We start from the raw sequence: 22,913 nt of genomic DNA on the forward strand, positions 1-22,913 counted from the left end.
CCCGTCAGGCCTGCTTCAGGCTTTTGCCAGCAAACTGACGATCCGCAGCAGATCGGCGGTCACCTCGGGATCACCGATGATGATCAGCTTGAGGCTGCTGCGGTCCTCGTCGTACGCCGACTCGACCCTCAGCTGGCCGAGCCCGCCCTGATTGACCGCCGCATGCAGATGCGTGCTGATCCGGTCGGCACCGGCCCGGTCGATCGCGTCGACCTGCACGATGCTCGACACCTCGACCCGCCGCGCGCTCGCGCCACCGTCGTCGACAGCGGAGATCCCGGTGAAGGCCTCAAGATCCTCGCGGCTGATCCGGTACTGCTTCCCGATCCGGACGGCGTTCAGCTTCCCGTCGCGGACGTAGTTCCGGACCGTCCGCACATGCAGCCCGAGCTGATCCGCCACCTGCTCGACCGAAAACATCATGCTAGATCCCTATCACATACCTTAGAATTCCCTATAGATCACTTTATAGGGAAGGATACGGAACTTTGCAGACCTATCGCGCGACCACCACGATCCTCAACGACCGGGATGCGGTCGATGTCATCGCGGAGGCGCACTACACCCACCAAGCCGAGTGGGTGGTCGTTCCGGTCGAGTTGCTGCCGGCGGAGTTCTTCCGGCTGGGCAGTGGGGTGGCCGGGGGGATCGTGCAGAAGTTCGTCACCTACCAGATGGGGCTGGTGGTGCTGGGCGATGTGTCCGCTCATGAAGCGGCCAGTACTTCGTTCCGCGACTGGGTCCGGGAGGCCAACCGCGGACGGCACCTGCGGTTCGTGCCGGATGAGCACGCTCTAGATTGCTGGCATGGAGGAGATCTCGCCGCTGGCGCCTGAGCTGCGCCCGCCGCGCATCCTCCGGCAGCGCTGGCTCGACCTGTCCTTCATCCACTGGGCAGTGGAGCCGGGGAGCGTCGCCCGCTACTTCCCGCCGGGCACCAGACCCGACACGTTCGAGGGACGGACGTACGTCGGGCTGGTGCCGTTCCGGATGGTCATGCTGAGGTCGTTCCTGGAGACCAACGTCCGTCTGTACTCCGTGGACAGCGCCGGCCGGCGAGGCGTGGTGTTCCTGAGCCTCGACGCCAACTGGCTTCCCATGGTGGCCGGCTCGCGCAGCACCCTGGGCATCCCCTACCGCTGGGCGCGCATGCAGCACCACGCAACAGGCAACCGCCATACCTACAGCTCAACCCTTCGCTGGCCGCACGGCGATGCCAGTAGCACGATCGAGACGCAGGTGGGCGAGCGACTGGAGCCCGGCCCGCTTGAGCACTTCCTGACCGCCCGCTGGGGCCTGCATCTCAACAGGGCCGGCCGCACCTGGTACCTGCCCAACGAGCACCCGCCATGGGTCCTGCACCAAGCAGAGCTCCAGACCTTCGAGGACCGCGGTCTGCTCGCCTCCGTGGGGCTAGGCGAGCTCGGCAGTCGCCCACCAGACCACGTGGCCTTCAGTAGCGGAGTACCGGCTCGGTTCGGCCTGCCTAGAGGACCGGTACTTCGGTAACCAGGTCTGGCACGTCGTCGGCCTCGCGCAGCAGCACCCGCAGTTGACCGGACTCGTTGGCGTCCTCGGTGAGGATCTGCAGCGCCACGTCGACCGTGTCGTGGTCGTGGTCGAGCAACTCGCGCCAGCCCTCCCAGAGCACGACCTCTGGCTCACCGGTCGACCGGTCGCTCAGCGAGTCGGCCAGAGCGTCCCAGTTGCGCCCGAACCAGCGCGGCAGGTCGAAGGCGGTCGCGCAGACGTCGAGGAAGCCGGCCTTGTCGTGCACGCTCGTCGTGTCGAGCAGCACCAAGCTCCAGCCGGCACTGGTGACAGTACGGCGCACCTCGTCGGTAGTGGCCTTGGCCGACCAGCGGTAGACGCCCGGGCGCAGGCCCTTGCTCAGCAGCATGCGCAGGTCAGTCATCCGTCGGTCCCCCCGTCCGCCTGGATCCGGCGGAACGACTTGTAGTGATCGTCAGTGTAGTAACGCTCGTCGCCCTTTCCCGTCACGATCCGCCGGGCGCCGCGGTCCTTCTCGCCCGGGGTCTTCACCGTGTACTCGTGGTAGTACCCCTTGTTCTGCTTCGGCAGGATCTTCTCGAAGTTGCCGAAGACCACGCCGTCGCGGCTGTACGGGTACGGCCCGCCCTTGTCGATCAGTGCGAGCGTCTGCTGGGCCTCCTTCGGAAGGTCGGCCGCGGGCACGAAGAGAAGGCCGCTGACCGAGTCCTTGGTCGGCGTGTCCTTGGTCGCCGTGCCGGAGCTCGAGGCACTGCAGCCGAGCAGGGACGCGGCGAGGGTGATCACCATCATCGCGATCACGACGGCGGCGATGATCCGCGCCGTCCTCGGGTTGTTCATCATCAGGCGCCCCGCAGCCGGCGGCTGAACTCCCCCGCCGCCGCGGCCGGGTCGTCAGCATCGGTGATCGCCCGTACTACGACCACGCGGATCGCGCCGGCCTCGACCACCTCGTCCAGCCTGGCCAGGTCGATCCCGCCGATCGCGAACCATGGCTTGGCGGACTGGCGACTGGCGGCGTACGAGACCAGCTCGAGCCCGGCAGCGGCGCGACCGGGCTTGGTCGGGGTCTCCCAGGTCGGGCCGACGCAGAAGTAATCCGAGCCGTGCTCATCGACAGCGGCGTTCACCTGGCTGAAGGTGTGAGTGGAGCGGCCTATCACCGGCTCCATCCCCGTGATGGCCCGCGCAGCCCTGACCGGCAGGTCGCGCTGGCCGAGGTGCAGGATGTCGGCACCCGCGGCGAAGGCGATGTCGGCGCGGTCGTTGACGGCCAGGAGCTTGCCGTGCCGCTTGCAGGCGTCGGCGAAAACCTCCAGGGCCGCCAGCTCGTCAGCGGCCTCCAGGTCCTTCTGCCGCAACTGCACGATGTCGACACCACCGCCCAGCGCGGCGTCCAGGAACTGCGCGAGGTCGCCCTGCTTCTCGCGTGCATCAGTGCACAAGTAGAGATGGGCGTCGGCCAATCGGTCACGCAGTCCAGCGTCTGCGGTGTGCTCAGTCACAGGCCCAGCCTGCCATGTACCCCTCCTACTGTGTGCACAGCGCCGTAGTCTTGGCGCCATGGCTGAGCGAACCTGCGATGTCGTCATCATCGGTGCGGGGCTGATCGGCCTCGCCACTGCCTGGCGACTCGCTGTAGACAATATCCAGGTGACGGTATGTGACCCGACACCCGGCAGCCAGACGTCCTCGGTCGCCGCCGGCATGCTCGCTCCGGTCACCGAGGTCGAGTACGGCGAAGACGACCTGCTGGCCCTCAACCTGGCTGGCGTGGCCGCCTGGCCCGGCTTCGCCGAGGAGCTGGAAGCCCTCACCGGCCAGCCCGCCGGGCTCCACCGCACCGGGACTCTCTCGGTCGCGTACGACGTCGACGATGCCGCCGCGCTCCACCGGCTCGCGGACTACCAGCGACGGCTCGGCCTGGAGGTCGAGGAGCTCTCCGGCCGCGAGGCCCGCAAGCGGGAGCCGCTGCTCGCACCGGGCGTCACTGCCGGCGTCTGGGTGCCCGGCGATCACTCCGTGGACAACCGCCAAGCCGTCGCCACCCTGCTCCGGGCCATTGAGCTCACCGGCGTACAGGTGGTCCGTCAGCGTGTCACCCGAGTGCTCACCACCGGTACTACTGCAGTCGGCGTCGAGCTGGACGACGGGTCGACCATCGCAGCCGGCCACGTCATTGCAGCGGCCGGTCCCTGGTCAGCCCAGATTCAAGGCATCCCACTAGAGCTGCAGGTGCCCGTCCGGCCACTAAAGGGCGAGATCCTGCGCCTGCGGGTGCCCGAGGCGTACCGGCCTGCTCTCAGCCACACAGTGCGAGCTACTGCGCGCGGGTTCGCCGTCTACCTCGTACCGCGGCCTGGCGGCGAGCTGGTAGTCGGCGCGACCACCTCAGAGCTTGGGTACGACACGCGTGTGCTGGCCGGTGGGGTGTTCGCGCTGCTGCGGGATGCCCGGATGATCCTGCCGATCACGGACGAGCTGGAGCTAGTGGAGGCAGTGGCTGGCCTGCGACCGGCTACGCCCGACAATGCGCCGGTGCTGGGGCCCTCCGGGCTCGACGGGCTGCTGTGGGCGACAGGGCACTACCGCAACGGAGTACTGCTCACTCCGATCACTGCACAGGTCATCGCCGAGACGGTCCGCACCGGCGTCCTTCCCGAGCTGGCGGCACCGTTCCTGGCCAGCCGATTCGCCGAAGTTAGGGTTGCGCCATGAACGTGCTCGTCAACGGCAGTACTGAGCAGATCGAAGCGGGGACCACTGTCTCCGAGGTGGTCGCGCGCTGGGCCAAGAGCCCGACCGGTGTGGCAGTAGCAGTGAACGAGGCTGTAGTGACCCGGACAGAGTGGCCCGGGACGACACTGGCCGACGGCGACCGGGTGGAGATCGTCACCGCGGTCCAGGGCGGTTGAGGAGAACCTATGAGTGACGACACCCTGGTGATCGCGGGGCGCGAGTTCACGTCGCGGCTGGTGATGGGTACTGGCGGCGCGCCGAGCCTCGAAGTACTGGAGGAGGCGCTGGTCGCGTCCGGGACGCAGCTGACCACTGTGGCGCTGCGGCGGCTCGACCCGAGCCAGCAGGGGTCTGTTCTCGATGTGCTCCGCAAGCACGACATCGCAGTACTGCCGAACACTGCCGGCTGTTTCACCGCTGGGGAGGCCGTACTGACCGCCCGGCTGGCCCGGGAGGCGCTACAGACGGACCTGATCAAGCTAGAGGTGGTTGCGGACGACCACACGCTGCTACCGGACCCGGTGGAGCTGCTGGACGCCGCGGAGACGCTGGCTGCCGACGGGTTCTCCGTGCTCGCCTACACCAACGACGACCCCATCCTGGCTCGCCGGCTGGAGCAGGTCGGTTGCGTGGCGGTGATGCCGCTCGGCTCCCCCATCGGCTCCGGCCTGGGCATCCGCAACCCGCACAACATCAGCATGATCGTCGAGGCGGCCAAGGTGCCGATCGTGCTCGACGCCGGCATCGGTACGGCGAGTGACGCCACCCTGGCGATGGAGCTGGGCTGCGACGCCGTACTGCTCGCCACTGCCGTCACCCGGGCCGAGCGACCGGCCCTGATGGCTGCTGCGATGCGGGACGCCGTGACGGCCGGCCGGGGTGCGCGGCTGGCCGGGCGGATCCCCCGGCGGTACCACTCGGCCCAGGCCTCTTCGCCCCTCGATGGGCGCGCCTCGCTTTAGGTGCCCTCGGCATCTGTTGCCGTCAGCAAACATCGATTGTGAACCACAATCATGTAGTTCAGCCTTAAATTGTTAACATTCGATCACAGCCGTAACAAATGACCCACCAGCACCTGTTGTCACATCTGTACCACCACTTACCGTCAAGGGACATTCACACGGGGAGATGGAAAGATGGGCAACACGTGGCGAAAAGTCCTGCGGGTAACGACTGGTTTTGCAGTCCCGCTGCTGGCGGCCGGGGTGATCACCGCCGGTTCGCCCGGCTTCGGCCAGTACAAGGTGAAGAACGGTGACACCCTCAGCCTGATCGCGGCGACGTACGGGACCGACGTCCGGACCCTGGTCGCGCTGAACAAACTGCCGGGCAACGGCAACACGATCTACGCCGGCGAGCTGCTGAGACTGCCGGGCAAGGCGGCGACGCCGGGTGCCGGCAGGAGCTCGCAGCTCGGCCGGGCGAGCTATGTCGTCAAGGCCGGTGACACGATCGGCAAGATCGCCAAGCGGTACCGCTGCTCGCAGGCCAGCCTGCTGGCCGCGAACGGGCTGCGGGCGAGCGACCACATCTACATCGGCAAGACGATCCTGGTCCCGGTGAAGATCCACGCCAAACCGGTGCCGAAGAAGCCGGCCAAGACTTCCAAGAAGACCAAGAACAACACCTTCGCCGGCCGCACCTACGCCGACCACATCGTCGCGGCCGCGGACCGCAACCGCGCCGTACTGCGCAACCGCAAGCTGCCCACCCGCGGCCAGCTGCGGACGATGATCGTCACGACCGCCAAGCGGTACGGCGTCGACCCCGAGCTCGCGCTGGCGATCTCCTGGCAGGAGTCCGGCTGGAAGCAGCGGGTCGTCTCCCCCGCCAACGCCATCGGCGCGATGCAGGTGATCCCCTCGACCGGCAACTTCACCTCGAGCATCGTCGGCCGCAAGCTCGACCTGCTCAAGCCGCAGGACAACGTCACGTCCGGGGTCGTGCTGCTCAGCAGGCTGACGGCGGCGGCCAAACTCGACATCGCGGTGGCGGGCTACTACCAGGGCCTGGGCGGCGTCCGGCGTAACGGTATGTATCCCGACACCAAGCGGTACGTACAGAGCGTCCTACGCCTGAAGGGACAGTTCGAGAAGGGGTGGAACCCGCTCTAGCACGTGGGTCGTGGGCGGGATGCGGCGCGGCGACGGAGCCACGACCTTGCGCCTTATTTACACTCTCAGAGCAGACAGCTTCGAGAGGCGGCTCACCGCAAGTGACGGAAGACGTAGGCACCCACGTAGGCGACCGCCTTGTCGGGCGAGTGCTCGACGGACGGTACCGCGTGGGTTCGCGCGTCGCCAAGGGCGGGATGGCGACCGTCTACGAGGCCCTCGACATGCGGCTGGACCGCATCATCGCGCTCAAGGTGATGCACCTCGGGATGGGTGACGACGCCGAGTTCGGGCGCCGGTTCGTGGCCGAGGCCCGGGCCGCCGCCAAGCTCTCGCACCCGAACGTGGTCGCCGTCTTCGACCAGGGCACCGACCACGACACGCTGTTCCTCGCGATGGAGTACGTGCCCGGCCGGACGCTGCGTGACGTCATCCGCCAGCAGTCGCCGTTGTCACCCGCGCGGGCGCTCGACCTGCTCGCCCCGGTCCTGTCGGCACTCTCGGCGGCCCACGACGCGGGCATCGTGCACCGCGACATCAAGCCCGAGAACGTGCTCATCTCCAACGACGGCACCGTGAAGGTCGCCGACTTCGGCCTCGCCCGAGCGGTCACCACGACCGGCAACACGGCCACCCAGGGCCTGCTGATGGGCACAGTGTCGTACCTGGCGCCCGAGTTGGTCACCGACGGCCGCGCGGACGCCCGCTCCGACGTCTACTCGTCCGGGATCCTCCTGTACGAGTTGCTGACCGGCAGCAAGCCGCACACCGGCGATACGCCCATCCAGGTCGCCTACGCGCACGTGCACGCCGATGTACCGCCGCCTTCGCAGCTCGTACCGGGCATCCCGCCGTACGTCGATGCGCTGGTGCAGCGGGCCACGGCGCGCGACCGCGACCTCCGGCCGGCCGACGCGCGGGTGTTCAGCCGCCAGGTCCACCGGGTGCGCAATGCGATCGAGGAGGGTCTGCCCGACGACCCCGAGCTGACCGGCGACCTGACCATTCCGATTCAGCAGATGCGGCAGGACACCGAGTACGACGACGGGTACTCGCGCGGCAACGGGTATGTCGAGCACGGGTACTCGGAGCAGCCGCCGCGCAACGACACCATCGTCGTACCGTTCGAGCCGCCGCCCAACCAGCGGTCGCTGCTACGGCCGCACGAGGCAACTCGGCAGTCGGCGCCACCTCCTGTACGACCCGCTGCTCGGCAACGGCGTGGGCGCGGATTGATCGCGCTGTTCGCAGTACTGGCGCTGGCGATCGGTATCGGATCGACCGCCTGGTACTACGGCGTGCACCGCTACACCTCGACGCCGCTGCTGCTGCGGATGACCGCGGCCGACGCGAACGCCAAGGCGGTGGAGTCGGGGCTGACGACCACGTTGGCGAACCAGGACTTCTCGGAGGATGTGCCCAAGGGACAGGTCATGGGCACCGACCCCGAGGCGGGCGGACGCATCCGCAAGGAAGGCGAGGTCTCCCTCACGGTCTCGAAGGGCCCCGAGCGGTACCGCGTACCGCAGCTCGCCGGGCTCGACGAGGAGGCGGCCGCCAGGGCGCTGGGGTCGATCAAGCTCGTCGTCGGCCAGGTCAGCGAGGCCTACAGCGAAACGGTGCCGACCGGGCGGGTGATCGTGTTCTCCCCGAAATTCGACTCGGTGATGAAGCCCGGCGACTCGGTGAACCTCGCGATCAGCAAGGGCAAGAAGCCCATCGGCGTCCCGAACCTGACCGGCAAGCCGGTCCGCGAGGCGACCCGCACGTTGAAGAAGGCGGGCTTCACCGTCGGCCGCACCGATCAGTTCGACGAGAAGATCCCCGAGGGCCGGGTGATCACCCAGACCCCCAACAACGGCACCCTCTTCGCCAAGGACAAGGTCCAGCTGGTCGTCTCCAAGGGCCCCGCGCTGCGCGAGATCCCGAACGTCCGCAGCAAAAAACTCGTCGACGCCACCAAGATCCTCACCGAAGCAGGCTTCCTGGTAAAGGTGGAGAAGGCCCCCTTCAACCTAGGCCTCAACCTGGTAGCCGGCCAATCCCCCGCCGCCGGCCAAAAAGCCAAACCAGGCACCACAGTCACCGTCACCGTCCTCTGACAACCCCACGCTCCACCCCGTTGCGCAGAGCAACGAGATTGGCGGGCTAGGGTCGGTGGTGTCTTGGATTGGAGTCCATCTTGAGCCTCGTTCACCGTGAGTTGAGCGTCAACGGTTTGACTATGCATGTCGCCGAGCAGGGTGAAGGGCCCTTGGTCCTGCTGCTGCACGGGTTTCCGGACAGCTGGTATGCGTGGCGGCATCTGTTTCAGCCGCTGGCTGATGCGGGCTACCGGGTGGTGGCACCGGACCAGCGCGGCTACGGCGGTACTGACGCCCCACCTGACATCGCCGACTACTCCATCCTTCACCTGGTCGGTGATGTGGTCGCCCTCATCCACGCACTCGGGGAGAAGAGCGCGGTCGTGGTCGGCCACGACTGGGGCGGCCCGGTCGCCTGGCACACCGCGCTGCTGCGCCCGGAGCTGGTGCGGGGCGTGGCCGGGCTGTCCGTGCCCCCGACGCAGCGTGGCGCCGTCCCCACGCTGACGTCCGTACGTGAGCACTTCGGCCCGGATTTCTACCAGATCTACTTCCAGGAACCCGGCCGCGCCGACGCCGAGCTCAACGCGGATCTTCGCAACAGCTTCCGGCGCGTGATGGCCGGCCTCGCCTCGCCGATCGCCGGGGAGGGTTTCCTCGCCAGCACTCGTCAGGTCGACCAACTACCGTCGTGGCTGACCGAGGACGACATCGAGGAGTACGCCCGGCAGTACGGGCGGAACGGGTTCACCGGCCCACTGAACTGGTACCGCAACATGGACCGCAACTGGGCGCTCACGGCTCCCTGGCAGGACGCGCTGATCACCCCACCGGCGCTCTTCATCACCGGCGGGGACGACGTGGTCCGCACCTTCTACCCGCCCGACTTCATCGAGCAACTCCCCCAGCTTGTACCTGACCTCCGCGGCGTGGTCGACCTGCCGGGCTGCGACCACTGGATCCCCGAGGAACGCCCGGCCGAAGTAGCCGAGGCGCTGATCACCTTCCTCGCCACCCTCGACCGATGAGCTGAGGAGACTCCCTCAATCGGCCTTCGCGAGGTTGTCGATGAGCGGGTTGAGGGTGAAGTCGAAGCGTTCGTGGCCGGCGCCGGAGGTGAGCTCGGCTAGGCCGCGGCGAAGTTTCGGGGGTGTGGGAACCCAGGGGGTGGATCGAGCGTTGCGGTGGTGTGACGGCAACAATCAGTGGACCGCTTGGTGCGGCTGCGAAGCGGGAAAGCACCGGTCGGGGATGGTTCCGGGCGTTCTGGCGGTGGCATTTCTATGCTGCCTTCCTGGTCATCCCGGTGTTGTTGCTGTTGGCGACGACCGGGCTGATCTATCTGTTCCGGTTCCAGCTCGAGCCGGCCCTGCACGCGGACGTGATGAAGGTCGACCAGCCGGCCGGGCTGGTCGCGCAGCCGTACGCCGCGCAACTGGATGCGGTCAAAGCCGCCCTCCCCGACGCGACTGTGGTGTCGATGACCGAGCCGTCCGGTCCGGATCGGTCGACGGTGTTCTCGGTCGAGACCGCGGCCGGCGGTGTCCGGGACGTGTTCGTCGATCCGTACGAGGCCAAGGTGCTCGGATCGCTGAATCCGGACACCACCCTGTCCGGTGCTGCGATCCGCCTGCATGGCGACCTGATGGCCGGCCGCTTCGGTGATGCTGTGATCGAGATCGCCGCGTGCTGGGCACTTGTGATGGCTATCACGGGCTACTACCTGTTCGCCCGCGGCCGGGTCGCCCGGGCTCGGCGTCGCGCGGCGAAAGCGGCGGGCGCAGTACTGCGGTCGCGGCACGCGTTGACCGGGTCGATCCTGGGTGTCGGGCTGCTCTTCCTGATCATCTCGGGATTGCCGTGGACCGGGTTCTGGGGCGCGAAGGTCCAGCAGATCGCCACCGGCCAGGGCAGCTCGATGTGGGCTGAGGACCCTGGGGCCTTGTCCGATCCCGTGTCGACGCTGGACGAGTCGCTGCCGCACAGCCACGCGGTGCCGTGGGCACTCGGCGAGTCGAAGGTGCCGCGCTCCGACCCCAACCAGGAGGGCCGTCCGACGGCGAACCTGGATACCGCCGTCGCCGTCGGCACCAGGAACGGCTTGGCCAGGCCGATGACGGTCGCGCTGCCAGGAGGCGAGGAAGGCGTGTACTCCGTCATCGGCTATGCCTTCCAGAATCCGGCCAAGGAACGCAGCCTGCACGTCGACCAGTACGGCGGCGCAGTCATCTCGACGTACGGGTATCGCGACTATCCGCTGCTGGCCAAGACCGTTGCCCAGGGCATCGCGCTGCACGAGGGCCGGCGGCTGGGCACGGTCAACCTGTGGATCACCACCGCCTTCTGCCTCGGCGTGATCTTCATGTGTCTCTCCGGACCGGCGATGTGGTGGCGCCGCCGCCCCAAGACACCCGGGACAGGACTCGGCGCACCCCGCGGCCGGCTCCCTCTCAAGGCCACGCCGGCCCTGGCAGTCATCATCGCCGCCCTGGCCGTGTTCCTCCCCCTCTTCGGGATCACCTTGGCCATCGTGCTGCTCCTCGACCTACTCGTCATCCGTCGGACAAAGCAGTTGCGGCACTGGTTCAACACCACCAACTGACTCCGACGGGCTCGGTGTCACTTGGCCGCGTGGGCCATCCGGGTGAGGGCCTCTTCGAGGATCGTGGCGCTCGTACCGAAGTTCAGCCGTACGTGCCGTTCGCCGCCGGCGCCGAAGGAGGCGCCTGGTTCGAGGGCGACACCGTGGCTCAGGAATTGCTCCTGTGGAGAAGGATCGCCGAGAGCCTGGCAGTCGAGCCAGGCCAGGAAAGTCGCCTCCGGTGGATGCCAGTTGACCGAGGGCAGGTTGTCCCGCAGAAGCGTGGCCAGTTGGGATCGCCGGGCGTCGAGGTCGGCGAGCAGTAGGTCGAGCCAAGGCCCGCCGTCGGTGTAGGCGGCCACGGTGGCGATGACCCCGAAGTGACCGATGCGCCAGCGAAGATCCGCCGGCAGCTCGTCCAGTGCAGCCCGCATCCGGTCCGAGCCCGCAACAATCGCGGCGCACTTGAGGCCGGCGAGGTTCCACGCCTTGCTTGCGGAGTGGAGTGACACGGCGAGGTCGGCCGCACCGGGCACGGTGAGCAGCGGGGTGAACTGGGCACCGGGCAGCACCAGCGGCGCATGGATCTCGTCGCTGACCACGGTCACGTCATAGCGCGCGGCGAGCTCCACCAAGGCGGCGAGTTCCTCCGGGCTATGCACCCGCCCGACAGGGTTATGGGGATTGCACAGCAGGTACGCCGCCGGCCGGCCGGCGAAGGCCGCCTCCAGGGCGTCGAGATCGAGCCGCCATCCGTCCGCTTCGTCGTACCGCAGCGGCGCCTCGACCAGCCGGGCGTCAACCTCGCGCACCCAGCCGGGGAAGGGCGCGTAGACCGGCGGACTGATGACAACCGAGTCGCCGGGTCGTACGAACAGCCGCAGTACGTGGACGACCGCCGTACTCACGTCGGTCGCGACCGCCACCGAGCCCGGGTCGATCGTCCAGTCCCAACGGCGCCCTGCGAAGTCGGCCAGTGCGCGGCCAAGCTCGGGCTCCGCGACCCCGTACCCGACGTCGGACAGGTCCAGCGCCCTGTCGAGCACGGCGCGGATCGGCCTGGCGAGGTTGAAGTCCGTCTCGGCGACGGTCAACGGCAGCACGTCGGCGGGATGCGTCCGCCACTTCGCGCTGCGCCGCTCTCGCAGCCGCTCGATCGGGTCGACGGTGGGGACATCCAGCGGCTCGTCGATGCTCACGCCGGCACCATCTCGGCAGCGATCGCCCGGCGACGTTCGGAAGGAAGCATCAGTGGGATCCACTCCAGTCGAATCTGCGGATTGCTGAGGAACAGTCCGGAGTATCGAGGATAGGCACAATGAGGTCTAGCCTCAGCGAGAAGCGCGACAAGCACCAAGCCGGCTAGCGCGGAGTGCCGTCCAGATACCTCAGTACTGCGGTCACTCGGCGATCGGCGCGGTCGTCGGGGGCGAGCTCGAGCTTGGCGAAAATGCTGCGGATGTGCTTGTGGACAGCGCCTTCGGTGACGAACATCCGCTCGGCGATGACCGTGTTGCCAAGCCCCTCTGCCATCAGCGCGAGCACGTCGCGTTCGCGGGGGCTCAATCGCTCCAGCGTGCTGTCCGGTCGTCGGCGGGCGAGCAGTTGGCCGACGACCTCGGGGTCGATCGCCGTACCACCGTCCGCCACCCGCTGCAGCGCGGTCAGGAACTCGTCGACCCGTCCGACGCGCTCCTTCAGCAGGTACCCGAGTCGGCTCGCCCCATCGGCCAGCAGGTCGGTTGCGAATGCCTGCTCGACGTACGCGGACAGCACGAGGACAGCCAATCCAGGTTGGCGGCGGCGCGCCTCGACGGCAGCGCGGATCCCCTCGTCGGTGTGGGTCGGCGGCATCCGGACATCGACGATGGCGACGTCCGGGCGGTGCTCGTCGATGGCTGCGAGGAACGGCTCCACAGAGTCCGTCGTCGCCACCACGTCGAGGGACTCGGCCCGCAGCAACAAGGCCAGCCCCTCCCGCAACAGCGCGTCGTCCTCGGCGATCACTATCCGCATGGCAGCTCCACCTCGATGATCGTCGGCCCGCCGGCCGGGCTGGTGAGGGTCAGGCGGCCGTCGAAGGCCTCGACCCGGCGGCGGATCCCGGTCAGCCCCGATCCCATCTCCGGATCGGCTCCACCCCGGCCGTCGTCCTCGATGCGCAGCTGCAACTTGTTGCTCTCCTGACGGAGTACTACGGCGGCGCCGGTCGCGCCGCTGTGTCTGGTGATATTGGTCAGCGCCTCGGCAACCACGAAGTACGCCGTGGCCTCCACCGAGGCGGCGCACCGGGTGGAGACGTCGATGTCCAGGTCGCATGGGACACCGCAACTGCTGACGAGACTGGTCAGCGCACCGGCGAGCCCGCGATCCTCGAGTACCGGCGGAAGGATGCCTCGGGCAACCATGCGCAGCTCGGCCAGCGCCTGCTCGGCGGCGTCCTGCGCGTGCGCCAGCGCTACCTCCGCGGTGGCGGGATCCCGCGTGAGCGCACGACGCGCCGCCCCGACGAAGACGGTCACGGCGACCAGGCGGTTCTGTGCTCCGTCATGCAGAGAACGCTCGATCCGCCGAAGCTCGACGGCGTGCGCATCGAGAGCCGCGGCCCGCGTCGAGGTCAGCTGCGAAACCCGGAGCGATAGGTCGACCTCGGCGGACGGGGACAGCAGACGGCGGCCGGTCCACGCCTGCACGCGGGCTAGTACGGGATTGACGGCCACAGCGATCACGAACCACGCGATGCCCGTAAGACCGACGACGAGCGCGTCGGCGAGGCCATCGATCCGCCAGGCCGCCAGCCCTGGCCCGTTCGTGCCCGGCGGCAGGAGCCCGTACCACAGTGGGAAGGTCAGGCTCTGCACGGCGTACAGCGGCAAGGTGAGACCGAGCAGGCCGATCAGGAAGCCAAAGGTTGCATGTAGCAACAGCCAGCCCAGCTCACGTCGTACCGAGGGGTTCCGGACGGCTTCCCAACGGCCATCGGGCAACGGTTCGGCACCGACGACCTCCGGTCCCCAGCGGGTCAGCCGCGCCCGTTCCCGGTCCGCGATCGCGCGCGTGACCTGGAGGGCGGACGGGATCAGCAGGAAGCCGATACCGATCAGGCAGCTCAGGGCGACGATCATCACCCACACCACGGCGGCCAGGGCCAGGAGCGCGGTGCCCAAACCTCCTACCAGGTGTTCGAGCGCATCGACCCCGAGTCCGAGCCTGGACAGCAGGAAACCCCTGCGCGGACCCTTGCCGGACTTCTCGATGCTCATGCCACCTCCTGCTGACGACCGTAGGGCACCCGGGATCGATCAGTCAGCCGACGACCCAAAAAGTACAGCCTGCGGTACCTCGTTCGGCCCGACAGCTGGATGGTTCGCCGGCGGTGCCATCCCTAGCGTTGATGCCATCCACAACGTCGCTGAAGGAGCAGTCATGTCATCACCTCATCTACTGGCCGGCCGTTGGCGATGAGCGGATCGTCGGCCCGCATCCGCGCGGCTATTACAAGACCAGCCCGGACGGCAAGGAGACCGCGTCACCGAACAGGATCCGTCGCTCGGCTGGTCCGAGGGCCAGATGATCGGTTCGCCCGCCGACCTCAATCGCTTCTTCAGCGCCCTCATCGGCGGCAAGCTGCTCGAGCCGGCGCAGCTCGAGGAGATGCTGACCACGGTGGATGCGCCGGACTTCGAAGGCTCTCGACACCGCCCTCTGCAACTGAGAACCCGGACTGGGCCAAGCCCGCACGCGGACGACGCCAGCCGGACCAGCCGCCGCTCCTCCCCGGGGCGGCGGCTGGTCCCTCCACAGTGCGCCCCGTTCCGCAGGTAGGCTCCAGTACGCTCCGCCTGGTCGGCGGGAACTTCGGCTGCGTGCCTCGGGTACAGGGATATGGGGACGTCTTGGTTCAGTCGCGCGTGAGTCTTGGCATTCTGGGCCCGCTGCGAGTCCAGGTGGGCGACGCCGCGGTGGCTGCAACGCGGCCGGCTGTTCGCAACGTACTGGGCGCTTTGCTGATGTATCCCGGCGGGACGCTGAGTGCTGCTCGCGTGGCCGAGCTCGCCTGGGGTCCGGGCGGCTGCTCGCCTGGCGCGTTGCAGACGACGGTGACGCGGCTCAGGGACTGGCTCAAGGAGCAGTGTGGGCCCCCCGCAACGGTCGTCTGGGACGGACATGGTTACCGCCTCGAGGTTCCAGGCGCTGAGGACGACTTCAGGGAGTACCAGCAACTGGCGCTGGCTCCGCGGTCAGCCGATCCTGATGAGCGCGCCCAGGCGCTGCACCACGCGCTCAGCCTGTGGCGCGGACCGCTCTTTGCCGACGGCCCCGAATGGATCCGCACCGACCCGCTGGTACGCCGGTGGGAGGAGTCGCGGATCAGCCTGGCGCTCGAACTCGCCGATGCCGCCTTGCAAGCCGGCAAGCCCGAGTTCGCCCTGGATCAGCTGGAGCAGCTGGCCTCTGAGCTGCCGTACGACGAGAGAGTCCATGCTCGACTGCTGACCATCTTGCTTGCGTCTGGCCGACGTGCCGAGGCGTTGCGGCGGTACGACGAAGTACGGCGCAGGCTGTCCGAGGAGCTCGGGGTGGGGCCCAGCGCGGAGCTGGTCGAGGCTCATGCGGAGCTGGTCCGGGAGCCGCGGTCGGCAAGGCTTCCGTTTCACGACCCGCCGAAATCCGGGGAGCTGGTGATCGGCAGCCACGAAGCCATGATCGCCTTACCCGCCGTTCGTGCCTTGCTCGCCGAGATGCGGGCCCGTCACCCGGAGATCACCATCAAGGTCCGCCACCTCGATTTCGTCGAGCAGGTGACGGCGCTGCCCCAAGGACAGGTCGACGTCATCGTCGCCTACCTGCCGGTACCTGCGGGCGTACCGGTGGAGCCGCTCGCCACCGGCACCCGCGTCGTTGCTTGCAGCAACACCCATGCGCTGGCCTCCCGCGACCATCTCTACCTGGCCGACATGGCAGATCACATGGTGGTGAGCCTGTCCCCCAGCGTCCACCAGGAGTACCGGGACTTCTGGGCCGTCGACCCACGCCCGGACGGCACCCGCGTCGTCTACACCGACGACGAGGTGACAAACCTCGAAGAACTCTTCTCCGCCGTAGCCATCGGCCCGCACATCACCGTCGTCCCTGAGGCCTGCCGGGAGCTGTACCCCCGCCCCGACATCTCCTACATAGACGTACTGGACATGGCACCCATCACCGTGGCCTTGGCCTGGCTCCCCGGCCCCGTCCGCCCAGCCCTGACCACCCTCATAAAAGAAGCCACCCGAGTCCGCAACAACGGGCTGGGTCAGGGCCTCTGCTAGCCGAAGGTCATCGCGTAGGCCTCGACCGCGGGATCGAGGAAGGTGATCTCGAAGGTGCGGTCCGCGATCGGGCCGGGTTGACGAACGAGTTGGTACAACCGTTGATCGATCACCGTGCCGTAGCCCTGGTCGTCGACATCGACCCCGTGAGCCGCGGCAGGTTGCTGCCCGTCGATCAGCACCCGGAACCGCACGGCGGTACCCGGTACTGCGGGGCCCATCACCAGATGGAGATCGCGGGCATGGAAGCGGTAGACGATCCGCCCGTTCGCCGCGTTCGACGTACTGGCCTGTGCCGAGACCGTCCAGTCCCCCGCCAAAGCCCATTGATTGGCGCCCAGGTCTTCAGGAGCGCTGTAAAGATGGGGCTTCTCCGGTACTAGCGACGCGTGGCCCCGCGTACGGGCGTACCCGAGGTAGGTCTCCTGCGATTCCAGGCTGGCCCAGTCGGCAGGTGCCTCGGCACCCTCTGCATCGACCGTCGCGAGTGGACCAGGCGCGTCGGTTGAGCCCGCCTCGGCAAGCAGGTACTGGATGACCCGCTCCGACAGTTCGTACTTGCCTTCACCGAAGTGGCGCTGCCTGAGCAGCCCGTCGGCGTCCGCGAAGTACAGGGCCGGCCAGTACTGATTGCCGAAGGCGGACCACACCGCGTAGTCGCTGTCGATCGCGACCGGATACCCGATCTCCAGCTCCCGGACGGCCCGCGCCACGTTGCCGAGGTCGGACTCGAACCCGAACTCGGGTGTGTGCACACCGATCACCACCAGCCCGTGCTCGGAGTACTTCGCGGACCAGGCCCGCAGATAGGGCAGCTGACGCAGCCAGTTGATGCAGGTGTAGGTCCAGAAGTTGACCAGGACCACCTTTCCACGCAGGCCGGCCGTGGTCAGCGGCGGCGAGTTGAGCCAATCGGTCGCACCGGCGAACGAAGCCAGTTCGCCTTGGACGGTGAGCCGGATCGGAACCCGCGGCAGGTCCGCGGGCTCGCGTGACTGAGCTGTCATGAGGCTGCCCTTCTGGCGGGGATGGATCGACGTCAGCTAGCGCAGCGACCGGAAGCTTGCGCGAAGCTCCTGCGAGAACAGCTGTGGCTGTTCCCAGGCAGCGAAGTGGCCGCCGACCGGGAGCTTGTTGTAGTGCAGGAGCTTGACGTAGGCCTTCTCGGCCCAGCTCCGCGGAGCCTGGTAGATCTCGTCGGGGAAGACGCTCACGGCGACCGGGAGCTTGATGCCCTTGACCGCGAAGAACGGGGTCTTGTTCTCCCAGAAGAGGCGCGACGAGGAGATCCCGGTGTTCGTGAGCCAGAAGTGCGTGATGTTGTCGAGGACGTCGTCGCGGGACAGGCCGAAGCCGGGCTGTCCGGCGAAGGTCCGGGAGATCATCTCCAGGCTCGCCTTGTCGTGGTCGAGCAGGAACGCGGCCAGTGCGATGGGTGAGTCGACCAGCCCGGTCAGCGTCTGTGGGCGGTCGCCCATGATGCGGGCGTAGGCGATGTGTTTGTAGACGAAGTCGAGCTGTTCACAAGCGCGCTTCTCCTCCGCCGAGAGGTTGGGCGGCAGCGGATTGCCGGCCTGGATCGCCGCATCGATCGCAGGCGGGACCACACCAGGCAGGTTGGTGTGGATTCCCAGCAGGCCGGCCGGTGCCTGGACAGCCAGCACCTCGGTCAGGATCGCGCCCCAGTCGCCGCCCTGCGCGACGTACTTGTGGTAGCCGAGGCGTTTCATCAGCTCGGTCCAGGCGCGGGCGATCCGGTTCAGGTCCCAGCCGCTGGTGGCCGGCTTGCCGGAGTAGCCGTAGCCGGGCATCGACGGAATGACCAGGTGGAAGGCGTCCGAGGCCTTCCCGCCGTGCGCCGTGGGGTTGGTCAGCGGTTCGATGATCTTCAGTTGCTCGACGATCGATCCGGGCCAGCCATGGGTGACCAGGAGCGGCAGCGCTCCCTCGTGCTTGGACCGGACGTGCAGGAAGTGGATGTCCAGTCCGTCGATCTCGGTGATGAAGTGCGGATGCGAGTTGATCCGCGCTTCACATTTGCGCCAGTCGTACTTCGTTGCCCAGTAACGCGCCAGCGCCTTCATCGTCGCCAGCTGAACGCCCTGGGACTGGTCTGGAACGGTCTCCTTCTCAGGCCACTGGGTGGCCAGGATGCGCCGCCGGAGCTCGAGCAGCTTCTGCTGTGGCTCATGGATGTGGAAGCGACGGATTCGTGGGTCCGTCGAGTGGCCGGCGTCCGTGCTCGACGCGGCGGCGCCGGACTGGCCGGCGAATGCGTCGGAGGTGCCGACGGTGACGGCGGCGGCCGCTGCCGCCGATAGGGACAGAAACCCTCGGCGTGAGGGCGAGCGAGCAATTTCAGACATGATGAGACCTCAGCGACCGCAAGCCCACCCGGAGCTCGTCGACGTACAGCGCCGGCTGCTCCCAGGCCGCGAAGTGGCCGCCCTTGTCGAGCGTGTTGTAGTGGATGAGGTTCGGGTAGGCCTCTTCCGCCCAGCTCTTCGGTGCCTGGTAGAGCTCGCCCGGGAAGATACTCACCGCCACCGGGACGGAGACGCCCTTCGGGCCGAAGAACGACAACTTGTTCTCCCAGTAGAGGCGTCCGGACGAGATCCCCGTGTTCGTCAGCCAGTAGTGGGTGAGGTTGTCGAGCACGTCGTCCCGGGTCAGTCCCTCGGCCTGTCCGGCGAAGACCCGGGTGATCAGTGCCAGACTGGTCGCGTCGTGGTCGAGGAGCCAGCCGGCCAGGCCGATGGGCGAGTCCGCGATTCCGTACAGCGACTGTGGGTGGGTCGCCATCTCGAGTGCGTAGAACACATCCGTCGCCCAGAACTCCCGCAGCTTCTCGTAGAGGCGGGATTCCTGGTCGTCGAGACCGGCCGGCGGCGGGCTGCCCGAGAAGACCGCAGCGGAGACGTCGTCCCGGACGGCACCCGGGAAGTTGGTGTGGATACCGGCCAGCCCCGTTGGTGCCTGCGCACCCATCAGGTCGACGATCTGCCCGCCCCAGTCACCGCCGGTGGCGACGTAGCGGTCGTACCCCAGGCGCTTCATCAGCTCTGCCCAGGCCCGTGCGATGTGCTGCGGATCCCACCCCGTCGCGGCCGGTTTGCCGGAGTAGCCGTAGCCCGGCATCGAGGGAACGACGACATGGAACGCGTCGGATGCCTGACCACCGTGTGCGGTCGGGTTCGTCAGTGGTTCGATGATCTTCAGCTGCTCGACGATCGATCCCGGCCAGCCATGGCAGACCAGCACCGGCAGGGCGTCCGCGTGCGGCGAACGGACGTGCAGGAAGTGGATGTCCAGTCCGTCGATCTCGGTGATGAACTGCGGGAACGAGTTGATCGTCGCCTCGCACCGGCGCCAGTCGTACTCCGTGGCCCAGTACTGCGCGAGCGCCTTGACCGTCGCCAGCGGGGTGCCCTGGGACAGGTCGTCGACGGTCTCCTTCTCAGGCCATCGGGTGGCGAGGATACGGGCCTTCAGGTCTTCGAGGTCCGCCTCCGGTACCTCGACCCTGAACGGGCGAAGCAGGGTGTCGCCTGGCGTTTCAACCGTGATAGCCATCTCTACTCCTCTGTGGTGCTGTGAGGGTGGGTGATGACTCGAAGCCTGGTCTTCTATCGGTACCTTCGCCCCAGTGCGACTACCTGGGTCAGCCCCCGGGGTTTCGGTACCCCGGGGGCTGACCCCCGGGGTACCGGCCGCGCGTTTTCAGGCCGGCGGGGCCGGGCGATCGGGCCGGGCGAGGGTGGCCGTCAGCTGCCGGCGGGACCGGATCCCGAGCTTGCCGAAGACGTTGCCCAGATGCCACTCGACCGTTCGCGGGCTCACGAAGAGCCGGGCCCCGATCTCCGGGTTGGACAGCCCGTCGCGGGCCAGCTCCGCGATCTGCCGCTCTTGTGCGGTCAGCTCGTCCTGGGCTTCGACCGTCCGCTTGCGTACCTTCTCACCGATCGCCTGGAGCTCGGTCCGGGCGCGTTCGGCGAACGCCTCCATCCCCATCCCGGCCAGCATTTCGTACGCCGTGCGGAGCTGCTCGCGTCCCTGAGCCTGGTGGTTCTGCTGGCACAGCCATTCACCGTAGAGCAGGTGGGCGCGGGCGAGATCCGGGCGCAGCGGGGTGCGGCCCAATCGCTCGATCGCCTCGCGATACAGCGCGGCAGCGGTCGACCCGTCGCTCAGTATCGCCCGGGCGCGCGCCTCGATCCCGAGCGCGGCATCGGTTCCGCAGGGTTGCGTCGTCTTCGCCAGCCGGTCGAGGGTCTCCTGAGCGAGCTCGGGGTCACCGGCGCGCGCCGCGGCTTCGACGAGTTCGGGGAGCACCCACATGAACGTGATCGGGTTCATGATCTCCGAGGCGGCCTGCCGGGCGGCAGTGACTGCCTCGTCGTAGCGAGCCAGTCCGTTGAACAGCACGGCGGCGGCCCAGTTCGCCGAGACCGTCGCCATCCCCTGCCCACTCACCGCGGCCAGCTCGATCGCGCCGGCGATCAGCGGCGAGGTGTCGTCTTCTCTTCCCTGCAACGCTCGCAGCCTCAGTAGGGTGTACGGCGCGATGGGGCTGCCGATCGCCGCGGCGACGCTGTCGAGCTCCGAGATGAGCGAGGCCGTGCCCGCGAAGTCGCCCATCAACGGGAGTGCGATGCCGAGCTGGGACAGATAGAGCGGCAACTGCGCCAAGGCGCCCGATTCACGGACGAGCTCGACCTGCCGGATCGAGATCGCGTGGAGGCAGTCGAAGTCGAACACCATGGTGCTCGCGGTCGTTGCCATCCAGCCCCAGCGCAGCACGTCGCCGACCGGTATCCGGGTGAGTACTTCGGCGGCCTGCCGCAAGGTCGTGGCCGCCGCGGCGTGCCCGCCCGTGGTCACCCGGGCAAGGCCGTCGAGCAACACCTCGAGAGGACGGGGTTCACCCGGTGACGCGGGAAGTGCCTGGACCGCGCGACAGACCTCCAGGCGCGTCTCCACTCCGGAGACTTCTCCGGCCATCCCGGTCGAGCCCCATGCCATCAGGTAGGTCTCGCGGGCAAGGTCCAGGTCGAACGGCTCGAGCCGCCGCGCGGCCTTCAGCAGCAGCGGTGGCGCTGCGCTGCCAAGACCTGAGGCGAAGGCGACATGGCCGCGGAGCAGGTCGCCACGAGCGCTCTGGAACTCGTCGAGGTCCGCGGTCTCCGCGCTGGCCAACAGCCCGAGAGCCGCGTCGAAGTCCCCGGCCTGGAAGGTAGCCTCGGCAGCGGCGAGCGCTCTGTCGGCCCGCCGGTCCTTCTCTGCGGTCAGGGCGAGCGCACGGCGAAGGAAAGCCGCGCTGGCGGCAAGCCCACCGCGGGCCTGCGCTCGTCCGGCCGAACGCTCGAGCTCCTGCGCGACCTCCTCATCGGGGCCTGCCGCCGCAGCAGCCAGGTGCCACGCGCGACGATCCGGGTCGGTCTCCCGATCTGTCACCTCCGCCAACGCGAGGTGGACGGCTCGGCGCTCCTCCGGCGCCGCTGATCCGTACACAGCCGAGCGCACCAGCGGATGCCGGAAGGTGACCTGCTCGCCGATGGCCAGCAGCCCCTGCATTTCTTCGCCTCCCGCGGCGGCCGGCCCGAGACCGATACGCCCGGCCGCGCGCCACAGCAGCAGCGAGTCGCCGATCGGCTCGGCCGCCGCGACCAGCAGCAGCCGGCGGGAGTCTTCCGCGAGCGCCTCGAGTCGGCGAACGAAGCTCTCCTCGATCCGTCCGGTCAGTGCCCGAGGCTCGATCTGGAGCTCGGTCTGCGGCTCGGCCTGGGCCGCCAACAGGCCGAAGCCGCCCGCCAGCTGCGTCGCCGTCAGTCCTCGCGGCAGCTCGAGCAAGGCCAGCGGATTCCCCCGGGTCTCGGCGACGATCCGGTCCCGGACCTGCTCGTCGAGCCTGAATGGCACAGCCGACCTCAGCAGTGCGCGAGCGTCGTCGCTCGGCAGGCCGGTCACCTCCAGCGCCGGGATGGGCTGCAGGTGTGCACCCGGGTCGCGTGCAGCGAACACGAGCCCCACTTGCTCCGCCAGCAAACGCCGGGCCACGAAGGCGAGAGTCTGCGCCGACGCCTGGTCCAGCCATTGCGCGTCATCGACGACGCACAGCAGCGGACGCTGCTCCGAGGCTGCGGACAGCAGACTGAGAACGGCCAGGCCCACCAGGAAGCGATCCGGTGGAGGTCCAGCGCTCAGGCCGAACACGATCCGCAGCGCATCCCGCTGTGGGGTGGGGATCGTGTCCAGCCTGTCGAGTAGCGGCGCGCACAGCTGATGGAGGCTGGCGTAGGCCAGCTCCATCTCCGATTCCACTCCCGCTGCCTGCACGATGGCCAGGTCGGACGCGGACGCGGACAGGTACTGCAACAGCGCTGTCTTCCCGATCCCCGCCTCGCCCCGCAGTACCAGCGAGCGGCTCTCGCCGCCGCGGATGGCCGAGATCACGCCGTCCAGGAACCCACACTCCCGGTTCCGGCCGAGCAGACCACGAGCTGAAGCGAATCCGGCAGAACCTTCCATCGCCGATGACCTCCCCGGTGACCGCGCGGACCTCAGCCATCCA

General features: G+C 68.1%; 22 protein-coding genes. 10 read left to right on the plus strand and 12 right to left on the minus strand.

The features are described from left to right. Positions 1–15: 15 nt before the first annotated feature. The gene (locus G3I17_RS35015) at positions 16–423 is read right to left on the minus strand and encodes a helix-turn-helix domain-containing protein (RefSeq protein ID WP_239063231.1); all 408 of its coding nucleotides are present in this window, start codon (positions 421–423) and stop codon (positions 16–18) included. Positions 424–488: 65 nt separating this feature from the next. On the opposite strand from G3I17_RS35015, the gene G3I17_RS35020 reads away from it, so the two are divergent. Further along, a complete protein-coding gene (locus G3I17_RS35020; RefSeq protein ID WP_164602844.1) occupies positions 489–836 on the plus strand; it encodes a DUF4180 domain-containing protein in 348 nt (115 codons plus the stop codon). Further along, positions 808–1,509, plus strand: a complete 702-nt coding sequence (locus G3I17_RS35025) for a DUF2071 domain-containing protein (protein ID WP_203591184.1) — start codon at positions 808–810, stop codon at positions 1,507–1,509. The genes G3I17_RS35020 and G3I17_RS35025 overlap by 29 nt, the downstream gene beginning before the upstream one ends. On the opposite strand, the gene G3I17_RS35030 is transcribed toward G3I17_RS35025, so the two are convergent. The 3 genes from G3I17_RS35030 to thiE are packed head-to-tail and all read right to left on the minus strand — an operon-like array spanning position 1,487 to position 3,017. Continuing rightward, positions 1,487–1,915 carry a barstar family protein gene (locus tag G3I17_RS35030; protein ID WP_164602845.1) on the minus strand — a complete coding sequence of 143 codons (429 nt, stop codon included), beginning with the start codon at positions 1,913–1,915 and terminating at the stop codon, positions 1,487–1,489. The genes G3I17_RS35025 and G3I17_RS35030 overlap by 23 nt on opposite strands. Beyond that, positions 1,912–2,352, minus strand: coding sequence for a ribonuclease (locus tag G3I17_RS35035; RefSeq protein ID WP_203591185.1), 441 nt, complete (start codon positions 2,350–2,352; stop codon positions 1,912–1,914). The genes G3I17_RS35030 and G3I17_RS35035 overlap by 4 nt, the downstream gene beginning before the upstream one ends. A gap of 2 nt (positions 2,353–2,354) precedes the next feature. After that, the gene (gene thiE / locus G3I17_RS35040) at positions 2,355–3,017 is read right to left on the minus strand and encodes a thiamine phosphate synthase (protein WP_164602847.1); all 663 of its coding nucleotides are present in this window, start codon (positions 3,015–3,017) and stop codon (positions 2,355–2,357) included. 58 nt (positions 3,018–3,075) lie between these two features. Here thiE and thiO point away from each other — a divergent pair, with 58 nt between their 5' ends. The 7 genes from thiO to G3I17_RS35075 all read left to right on the plus strand — a co-directional run bounded on the left by thiO (position 3,076) and on the right by G3I17_RS35075 (position 11,051). Continuing rightward, positions 3,076–4,230 carry a glycine oxidase ThiO gene (thiO, locus tag G3I17_RS35045; protein WP_164602848.1) on the plus strand — a complete coding sequence of 385 codons (1,155 nt, stop codon included), beginning with the start codon at positions 3,076–3,078 and terminating at the stop codon, positions 4,228–4,230. Then, positions 4,227–4,427 (plus strand): sulfur carrier protein ThiS, encoded by a 201-nt coding sequence (gene thiS / locus G3I17_RS35050; protein WP_164602849.1) that lies wholly within the window; start codon positions 4,227–4,229, stop codon positions 4,425–4,427. The genes thiO and thiS overlap by 4 nt, the downstream gene beginning before the upstream one ends. A gap of 9 nt (positions 4,428–4,436) precedes the next feature. After that, positions 4,437–5,213: a thiazole synthase gene (locus tag G3I17_RS35055; protein WP_164602850.1), complete on the plus strand. Its 777-nt coding sequence runs from the start codon at positions 4,437–4,439 to the stop codon at positions 5,211–5,213. A gap of 174 nt (positions 5,214–5,387) precedes the next feature. Further along, the gene (locus tag G3I17_RS35060; RefSeq protein ID WP_164602851.1) at positions 5,388–6,365 is read left to right on the plus strand and encodes a LysM peptidoglycan-binding domain-containing protein; all 978 of its coding nucleotides are present in this window, start codon (positions 5,388–5,390) and stop codon (positions 6,363–6,365) included. Positions 6,366–6,466: 101 nt separating this feature from the next. Then, entirely contained in the window at positions 6,467–8,467 is a 2,001-nt protein-coding gene (gene pknB, locus G3I17_RS35065) for a Stk1 family PASTA domain-containing Ser/Thr kinase (RefSeq protein WP_164602852.1), read from the plus strand. 122 nt (positions 8,468–8,589) lie between these two features. Continuing rightward, complete coding sequence (locus G3I17_RS35070; RefSeq protein WP_164602903.1) at positions 8,590–9,477, plus strand: alpha/beta hydrolase; 888 nt, start codon at positions 8,590–8,592, stop codon at positions 9,475–9,477. 161 nt (positions 9,478–9,638) lie between these two features. Beyond that, positions 9,639–11,051, plus strand: coding sequence for a PepSY domain-containing protein (locus G3I17_RS35075; RefSeq protein ID WP_164602853.1), 1,413 nt, complete (start codon positions 9,639–9,641; stop codon positions 11,049–11,051). Positions 11,052–11,068: 17 nt separating this feature from the next. On the opposite strand, the gene G3I17_RS35080 is transcribed toward G3I17_RS35075, so the two are convergent. The 4 genes from G3I17_RS35080 to G3I17_RS35095 all read right to left on the minus strand — a co-directional run bounded on the left by G3I17_RS35080 (position 11,069) and on the right by G3I17_RS35095 (position 14,729). Further along, positions 11,069–12,229: an aminotransferase class I/II-fold pyridoxal phosphate-dependent enzyme gene (locus tag G3I17_RS35080; RefSeq protein ID WP_343238529.1), complete on the minus strand. Its 1,161-nt coding sequence runs from the start codon at positions 12,227–12,229 to the stop codon at positions 11,069–11,071. A gap of 163 nt (positions 12,230–12,392) precedes the next feature. Beyond that, positions 12,393–13,046, minus strand: a complete 654-nt coding sequence (locus G3I17_RS35085) for a response regulator transcription factor (RefSeq protein ID WP_164602854.1) — start codon at positions 13,044–13,046, stop codon at positions 12,393–12,395. Then, complete coding sequence (locus G3I17_RS35090; RefSeq protein WP_164602856.1) at positions 13,037–14,293, minus strand: sensor domain-containing protein; 1,257 nt, start codon at positions 14,291–14,293, stop codon at positions 13,037–13,039. Before G3I17_RS35090 ends, G3I17_RS35085 begins: the two co-directional genes overlap by 10 nt. Before the next feature lie 232 nt (positions 14,294–14,525). Beyond that, entirely contained in the window at positions 14,526–14,729 is a 204-nt protein-coding gene (locus G3I17_RS35095; RefSeq protein ID WP_164602858.1) for a hypothetical protein, read from the minus strand. A 212-nt stretch (positions 14,730–14,941) separates the two neighbouring features. Between G3I17_RS35095 and G3I17_RS35100 the strand changes: the two genes are divergently transcribed. Then, complete coding sequence (locus tag G3I17_RS35100) at positions 14,942–16,342, plus strand: BTAD domain-containing putative transcriptional regulator (RefSeq protein ID WP_164602860.1); 1,401 nt, start codon at positions 14,942–14,944, stop codon at positions 16,340–16,342. Here G3I17_RS35100 and G3I17_RS35105 read toward each other — a convergent pair. From G3I17_RS35105 to G3I17_RS35120, 4 genes are all read right to left on the minus strand, one after another. Further along, the gene (locus tag G3I17_RS35105; RefSeq protein WP_164602863.1) at positions 16,339–17,349 is read right to left on the minus strand and encodes a redoxin domain-containing protein; all 1,011 of its coding nucleotides are present in this window, start codon (positions 17,347–17,349) and stop codon (positions 16,339–16,341) included. The two genes, G3I17_RS35100 and G3I17_RS35105, sit on opposite strands and share 4 nt — an antisense overlap. A gap of 36 nt (positions 17,350–17,385) precedes the next feature. Next, entirely contained in the window at positions 17,386–18,708 is a 1,323-nt protein-coding gene (locus G3I17_RS35110) for an epoxide hydrolase (RefSeq protein WP_164602865.1), read from the minus strand. Further along, positions 18,701–19,915 (minus strand): epoxide hydrolase, encoded by a 1,215-nt coding sequence (locus G3I17_RS35115; RefSeq protein WP_164602867.1) that lies wholly within the window; start codon positions 19,913–19,915, stop codon positions 18,701–18,703. The genes G3I17_RS35110 and G3I17_RS35115 overlap by 8 nt, the downstream gene beginning before the upstream one ends. A 147-nt stretch (positions 19,916–20,062) precedes the next feature. Beyond that, on the minus strand, positions 20,063–22,870 hold the full coding sequence (locus G3I17_RS35120) for a LuxR family transcriptional regulator (RefSeq protein ID WP_164602869.1): 2,808 nt from the start codon (positions 22,868–22,870) through the stop codon (positions 20,063–20,065). Positions 22,871–22,913: the final 43 nt, after the last annotated feature.

This window comes from Streptomyces sp. SID13031 (genome assembly GCF_010548305.1).
GTDB lineage: Bacteria > Actinomycetota > Actinomycetes > Propionibacteriales > Kribbellaceae > Kribbella.

What these genes read in the sequence shown, in the direction of transcription:
- G3I17_RS35035 (WP_203591185.1), bottom strand. Translation starts at nt 2,352, where the DNA reads ATGAACAACCCGAGGACGGCGCGGATCATCGCCGCCGTCGTGATCGCG.
- thiO (WP_164602848.1), top strand. Translation starts at nt 3,076, where the DNA reads ATGGCTGAGCGAACCTGCGATGTCGTCATCATCGGTGCGGGGCTGATC.
- G3I17_RS35105 (WP_164602863.1), bottom strand. Translation starts at nt 17,349, where the DNA reads ATGACAGCTCAGTCACGCGAGCCCGCGGACCTGCCGCGGGTTCCGATC.
- G3I17_RS35120 (WP_164602869.1), bottom strand. Translation starts at nt 22,870, where the DNA reads ATGGAAGGTTCTGCCGGATTCGCTTCAGCTCGTGGTCTGCTCGGCCGG.
- G3I17_RS35060 (WP_164602851.1), top strand. Translation starts at nt 5,388, where the DNA reads ATGGGCAACACGTGGCGAAAAGTCCTGCGGGTAACGACTGGTTTTGCA.
- G3I17_RS35070 (WP_164602903.1), top strand. Translation starts at nt 8,590, where the DNA reads ATGCATGTCGCCGAGCAGGGTGAAGGGCCCTTGGTCCTGCTGCTGCAC.
- G3I17_RS35085 (WP_164602854.1), bottom strand. Translation starts at nt 13,046, where the DNA reads ATGCGGATAGTGATCGCCGAGGACGACGCGCTGTTGCGGGAGGGGCTG.
- G3I17_RS35115 (WP_164602867.1), bottom strand. Translation starts at nt 19,915, where the DNA reads ATGGCTATCACGGTTGAAACGCCAGGCGACACCCTGCTTCGCCCGTTC.
- G3I17_RS35090 (WP_164602856.1), bottom strand. Translation starts at nt 14,293, where the DNA reads ATGAGCATCGAGAAGTCCGGCAAGGGTCCGCGCAGGGGTTTCCTGCTG.
- G3I17_RS35055 (WP_164602850.1), top strand. Translation starts at nt 4,437, where the DNA reads ATGAGTGACGACACCCTGGTGATCGCGGGGCGCGAGTTCACGTCGCGG.
- thiS (WP_164602849.1), top strand. Translation starts at nt 4,227, where the DNA reads ATGAACGTGCTCGTCAACGGCAGTACTGAGCAGATCGAAGCGGGGACC.
- G3I17_RS35025 (WP_203591184.1), top strand. Translation starts at nt 808, where the DNA reads ATGGAGGAGATCTCGCCGCTGGCGCCTGAGCTGCGCCCGCCGCGCATC.
- G3I17_RS35110 (WP_164602865.1), bottom strand. Translation starts at nt 18,708, where the DNA reads ATGTCTGAAATTGCTCGCTCGCCCTCACGCCGAGGGTTTCTGTCCCTA.
- G3I17_RS35030 (WP_164602845.1), bottom strand. Translation starts at nt 1,915, where the DNA reads ATGACTGACCTGCGCATGCTGCTGAGCAAGGGCCTGCGCCCGGGCGTC.
- G3I17_RS35015 (WP_239063231.1), bottom strand. Translation starts at nt 423, where the DNA reads ATGATGTTTTCGGTCGAGCAGGTGGCGGATCAGCTCGGGCTGCATGTG.